The sequence below is a fragment of the Vibrio sp. 1167 genome (genome assembly GCF_033340375.1).
In the GTDB taxonomy this organism is placed as follows: domain Bacteria; phylum Pseudomonadota; class Gammaproteobacteria; order Enterobacterales; family Vibrionaceae; genus Vibrio; species Vibrio alginolyticus.
This window is the reverse complement of sequence record NZ_JAWOWK010000128.1, coordinates 1-1,040: the sequence shown is the minus strand read 5'-3', so window position 1 is coordinate 1,040 and position 1,040 is coordinate 1. Positions and strand designations below refer to the sequence as shown.

Here is a 1,040-nt window from a genome sequence, read left to right as displayed (position 1 = left end):
AATGCCATCTGCACCGAAACGTACCGCATCTTTCGCGTCTTCTTCATCCAGAATACCTTTGATGACCATTGGGCCATCCCAAAAATCACGAATCCACTCAAGATCTTTCCAAGAGATCGATGGGTCGAAGTTCGCGCCCAACCAGCCGATGTAGTCTTCTAGTTTCGTTGGTTCACCACGATACGTTGAGATGTTACCAAGATCGTGTGGCTTCCCTAGCAAGCCAACATCCAGCGCCCAGCTTGGGTGGCGCATGGCTTGGCATACGCGGCGCATTGCTGCGTTAGGGCCACTCATACCAGAGTGCATGTCACGGTAACGCGCACCTGGAACTGGCATGTCTACCGTGAACACCAATGTAGTAACGCCTGCTGCTTTTGCACGCTCAAGAACGTTTTTCATAAAGCCGCGGTCTTTTAGCACGTAAAGCTGGAACCACATTGGACGCTCAATGGCTGGTGCCACTTCTTCAATCGGACAAACCGACACAGTCGACATGGTAAAAGGAATGCCTTTTTTCTCTGCCGCTTTTGCTGCTTGTACTTCACCACGGCGAGCGTACATGCCAGTTAGACCAACAGGTGCCAGTGCGATTGGCATCGCAAGTTTCTCACCGAAAATCTCGGTCTCCAGACTCAAGTCTGTCATATCGCGTAGGACGCGCTGGCGTAGTGCAACATCGCCTAAATCGTCAGTATTACGCTTCAGCGTGCGTTCGTCGTAAGAGCCGCCATCAATATAATGGAATAGAAACGGAGGTAGCTTGGCTTTCGCGGCAGCGCGGTAATCGGTAGAAGCTGAGATAATCATAATGGTGTCCTAGCGGTTATTCTAAGCAAAGTTGTGGAGCATTTGCTCTTAAGTGAGCTTTCATCGCACTAAGCGCTAAAAGCATCAAAATGAGTATAGTTACCTTTGCATCACTTACTTTTGAATCTGCGATTTAGGTAACCCACTTACATAATTGGTTGAACAATCTTGATTTAATCGTTCAGTCAGTTATGCAAACTGGAAAGGTGACACAGCTGCCGGGGGAATTG

General features: G+C 48.8%; 1 protein-coding gene. It reads right to left on the bottom strand.

What is annotated here, in order from left to right; translation table 11 throughout:
• On the bottom strand, positions 1-810 hold an 810-nt coding region (lldD, locus tag R7Z78_RS24845), incomplete at its 3' end, for an FMN-dependent L-lactate dehydrogenase LldD (protein ID WP_169643722.1).
• Between the last annotated feature and the right edge of the window lie 230 nt (positions 811-1,040).